The organism is Hymenobacter agri (genome assembly GCF_054778495.1).
In genome coordinates this window covers 1-4097 of record NZ_BAAGZM010000391.1, presented here as the reverse complement: position 1 = coordinate 4097, position 4097 = coordinate 1, and the positions used below count along the sequence as shown (strand labels likewise).

Annotated in this window: 5 protein-coding genes; 2 read left to right on the top strand and 3 right to left on the bottom strand. The window is 63.3% G+C overall.

Features of this window, described 5'->3' with window-relative positions; all coding sequences use genetic code 11:
• The 3 genes from ACYVDE_RS16335 to ACYVDE_RS16325 form a co-directional block, all read right to left on the bottom strand.
• The coding region (locus tag ACYVDE_RS16335; protein WP_460502618.1) for an iron chelate uptake ABC transporter family permease subunit at positions 1-252 on the bottom strand (252 nt) is incomplete at its 3' end.
• Complete coding sequence (locus tag ACYVDE_RS16330) at positions 236-1300, bottom strand: serine hydrolase domain-containing protein (RefSeq protein WP_460502617.1); 1065 nt, start codon at positions 1298-1300, stop codon at positions 236-238. The genes ACYVDE_RS16330 and ACYVDE_RS16335, both read right to left, overlap by 17 nt.
• Positions 1301-1353: 53 nt before the next feature.
• The gene (locus tag ACYVDE_RS16325) at positions 1354-2259 is read right to left on the bottom strand and encodes an ABC transporter substrate-binding protein (protein ID WP_460502616.1); all 906 of its coding nucleotides are present in this window, start codon (positions 2257-2259) and stop codon (positions 1354-1356) included.
• A gap of 70 nt (positions 2260-2329) precedes the next feature.
• Between ACYVDE_RS16325 and rfaD the strand changes: the two genes are divergently transcribed.
• A complete protein-coding gene (gene rfaD / locus ACYVDE_RS16320; protein ID WP_460502615.1) occupies positions 2330-3298 on the top strand; it encodes an ADP-glyceromanno-heptose 6-epimerase in 969 nt (322 codons plus the stop codon).
• A gap of 119 nt (positions 3299-3417) precedes the next feature.
• Positions 3418-4097 (top strand): FAD/NAD(P)-binding protein (locus tag ACYVDE_RS16315; RefSeq protein ID WP_460502614.1); only part of this gene is annotated, 680 nt, incomplete at its 3' end.

The following is a 4097-nucleotide window of genomic DNA, read 5'->3' as shown; positions in this document are numbered from 1 at the left end:
GCTCACGGCCAGGCTGGCGCCGGCCAGCAGCGCCACCAGCAGGCCCGGCAGCCGCAGCTCGACGAGGGCCAGCTGGGCGGGGTCGGCGGGGTTGTAGTGCCGAAAGGTATTCAGGATGAAGCTGTACGAAGTACTGTAGCTGCCCACGCGCAGGCCCAGCACCAGCAGGGCCAGCGTGAGCAGCAGGCCGAGAACGAGCCAAAAAACCGGACGCGTAGTCCGGACTGCGCCCAAGCTACCGGAATTCGCCATATAGTTTATCGCCGATTAGTTCGAGGTCGCCGGTGTCGGTATTGGTCAGCAGAATAACAACCCGACGGAAGGTTGGGTCGGTAAGCAGCACCGAGTTGAAACCGTTGATGCTGCCGCGCCGCTCCAGCACGGGCCGGGCAAAGGATTTATCGTTGTAATAAAAGCCCAGCGTGGGGTAGCCCCGCGCATACGGCACAAAGCTGCCCGGCTGCTGCGGACTGGTGAGCAAGGCGGTGCTGGCCGCATTGAGGAGCTTGTGCTGCCGCAACGCTTCTACCAGCCGGAACAGGTCGCCCACAGTGGCGTAAATGGCCCCGGCCCCGGCGTAGTTCGAGAGGTAGGTGGGCGCGTCGTTGCGCAGCGGTCGGCGCGCCGTCGAGTCGCCGAAGCTGTAGTTGTGATAGCCGTAGGCGAGGCCGGGAACCACCTGCTCTTCGGCCAGCACGCCCGAGTGCACCATACCCGCCGGGCCAAAAATGGCCATCCGCACCAGCTTGGCATAAGGCTGCTTCGAAACGACTTCCAGCAACCGCGTCAGCAGAATGTAATCGACGTTGTTGTAGTTGAACGTGGCAGTAGCGTTTTCCCGCAAAGCCACGAACCGGCCAACAAACTCACTGGTCGAGTACGGGCTTTGGTAGGCGACCAACGGCTCGTTTTTAAGGCCCGAATGGTGCGTGAGCAGCTGGCGAATGGTAATGGTGCGGCCAGCTGCGGGCAAGTCGGGCACGTAGGTGGCAATGGCATCATCCAGCCGCAGCTGGCCTTTCTCGAGCAGTTGCAGGGTCAGGATGGCGGTGAACAGCTTGGTCATCGAGGCGATGGGCAGGCGGGTGGTATCGGCCATCGGCACCGCAAACTGGCAGTTGGCCATCCCCTGATGCCCTTGCCACACCACGCGGCCATCCTGCGCCACCAGCGCGGTGCCGCTGAAGCGGTCGGCCGCCGCTTCGGCCGCGACGATGGCCGCGAGCGAGCTCTTCTGCTGCCCGAAGGCCGGGCCGGCCCCGAGCAGCAACACCAGCAACAGATGCCGCACTCCGGGCACAGGGCAAGCGGTTCTCAAACCCCGGAGCCACCAAACCGAACAAGACGCTCCCATCAGCGAGCAGAAACAGTTGGTTTCGCTCCGGCCTGCTGCAGCAGCCCCTGCAGCTCGCGCACCGATTCCACTACCCGCGGGCCGGGGCGCTCGAGCAGGTTGCCGGTGATGGGGTACACGCGGCGGTTTTTGTAGGCGTTTATGCGCTTGAGCTCGGGGTAGTTTTTGAAAAAGGTGCTGTCGAGCTTGCCGAAGCTGCCGCCGAGCAGCACGTCGGGATTCAGCTTGAGGATGTACTCGCGGGTGAGGGCCGGGTAGGGCTGCGGGAAGGTTTCGGTGACGGCGTTGCGGCCGCCGGCCATGCGGATTTCGTCGGTGAAGAGCGTGTTCTGGCCGTAGCAGTAAATGGGGTCCTGCCAGGTGATGGCCAGCACTTTGGGAATGGGCTGGCGGATGGGCACGTTGGTCACCGCCTTCAGGTTCTGGCGCAGCGAGTCGGTGAGGTGCCGGGCCTGCGGCAGGCGGCCCAGCAGGCGCCCTACTTCCTCCATTCCCTTGAAAACATCTTCCACACGCCGGAATCGTAGGTAGTACACCGGAATGCCGAGCTGCTGCAGCCGCTGCGCGTCGTCGACGGAGGTGATGCCTTCGACGGTGAATACCACATCGGGCTTGAGTAGCACCAGCTTTTCGAGGTCGAGCGGATAGTTGTTGACGACGGGCTTGCGGTACACGGCGGCCGGGTAATTATCCTGCGGGCAGCGGGCCACGATGGTGGCGGTATCGGCCACAGCGTACAGCATTTCGGTCATGCTCGGGGCCAGGGCCAGCACGCGGCGCGGCTGAGCGGGCAGGCTCACGGTGCGGCCCAGGCCGTCGCGCACGGGCACCAGGGCCGTTTTTTCGGGTTCGGAATGACAACCCAGCAGCAGGGCCAGCGGTAGAAGCAGCAGAAAGAAACGCATGCGGCAAAGGTAGCCCGCGGGCCACGCGGCGCGGCAGTTTACCTTTGCCCCTGGTCCTAATTTTTGCCCCATGATAGTAGTAACCGGCGCGGCCGGCTTCATCGCCAGCTGCCTTGTCTCCCGCCTCAACGCCGCCAATTTCAACGACATCGTGGTGGTCGATAATTTCTCCATCGAAAAGAAGCTTGCCAACCTCGAAGGCAAGAAGCTGCGCGAGTACGTCGACCGCGAAACGTTTTTCGACTGGCTCGATGCGCACCACGAGCAGGTGGAGTTTATTTTCCACCTCGGCGCGCGCACCGATACCACCGAGATGGACCCCGCCGTGTTCGACCTGCTGAACCTGAACTACTCGAAGCAGATGTGGCAGGCCTGCGTGCGCTACAACCTGCCGCTGGTGTACGCCTCCTCGGCCGCGACTTACGGCGACGGCACCCTCGGCTACTCCGACCAGGACGAGGCCCTGTTCCCCCTCTACCGCCCCCTCAACCCCTACGGCGACTCGAAAAACGACTTCGACAACTGGGCCTTGCAGCAGGAAGAGAAGCCCTATTTCTGGGCCGGCCTGAAATTTTTCAACGTGTACGGTCCCAACGAGTACCACAAGAGCCGCATGGCCTCGGTGATTATGCACGCCTTCCACCAGATTCAGCAGTCGGGCTCGATGACGCTGTTCAAATCGCACAACCCCGACTACACCGATGGCGGCCAGATGCGCGATTTCGTGTACGTGAAGGACGTGGTGGAAGTGTGTTTCTTCCTGCTCAACCACCGTACGCACTCGGGCATCTACAACCTGGGAAGCGGCGAGGCCCGCACCTTCCTCGACCTCGCCCTGAACACGTTCAGCGCCCTCGGCCGCACGGCCGATATCCGCTTCCGAGACACGCCGGAGGACATTCGCGACAAGTACCAGTACTTCACCCAGGCCGACATGAGCAAGCTCAAAAGCATCGGCTACGACCGGCCGTTTACGCGCCTCGAAGACGGTATTCAGGACTACGTGCAGAACTACCTGGTGCCCGGGCGGTATTTGTAGCGCGGAAACAAATGGGATGTAGAGACGCATATTTGCGTCTTGTCGTCTGCACCGTTTACGATTTAACCGTTCAACGACGAGACGCAAGTATGCGTCTTTACCCATTACCTAACCCGCCTGTGACCGCACCCGCTCCTTCCGTTATCACCGTTGTGGGCGGCGGCTTCGCGGGCACGGCGCTAGTGTTGCAGTTGCGGCAGCAGCCCAAGTTGGGCGGGGCCGAAATTCATTTGATTGAGCCGCGGGAGGAGCCCGGCCCTGGCCTGGCTTACTCGGCCCGCCGGCCCGAATACCTGCTCAATGTCCGGCCCGGCGGCCTCAGCCTTTATCCCGCCGCACCCAACCACTTTGCCGACTGGCTGGCTCGGCAGCCCGAAAGCGCCACCAGCGTGCCCGAATTTGCCTCCCGCGCCGCCTACGGCCGCTATTTGAAAGAGGAGCTGATGCCCGCCCTGGCCCCGGTGGCCGGCCCCCAGGGCATTCACTGGCACCGCACCACGGCCGTGGCAGCCCCGCTCCTACCTAATGGCCGTCGCCAGGTGCAGTTGGCCGACGGCACCAGTATTGAAAGCGATATAGTAGTACTGGCGCTGGGCAACTTTCCGCCGCCGCCACCCTGCGGGCCCGACCACCGCTACCTGCACCACCCCGGCTACCATACCGACCCCTGGGCCACCGGCAACATCCGCCGCATCGGGCCCGACGAAGAGGTACTGCTCATCGGCTCGGGCCTGACCGCCGTGGATGTGCTACTGGCCCTGCGCCACGATGGCCACCGCGCGCCCATTGCCGTGGTGGC

What these genes read in the sequence shown, in the direction of transcription:
- ACYVDE_RS16325 (WP_460502616.1), bottom strand. Translation starts at nt 2,259, where the DNA reads ATGCGTTTCTTTCTGCTGCTTCTACCGCTGGCCCTGCTGCTGGGTTGT.
- rfaD (WP_460502615.1), top strand. Translation starts at nt 2,330, where the DNA reads ATGATAGTAGTAACCGGCGCGGCCGGCTTCATCGCCAGCTGCCTTGTC.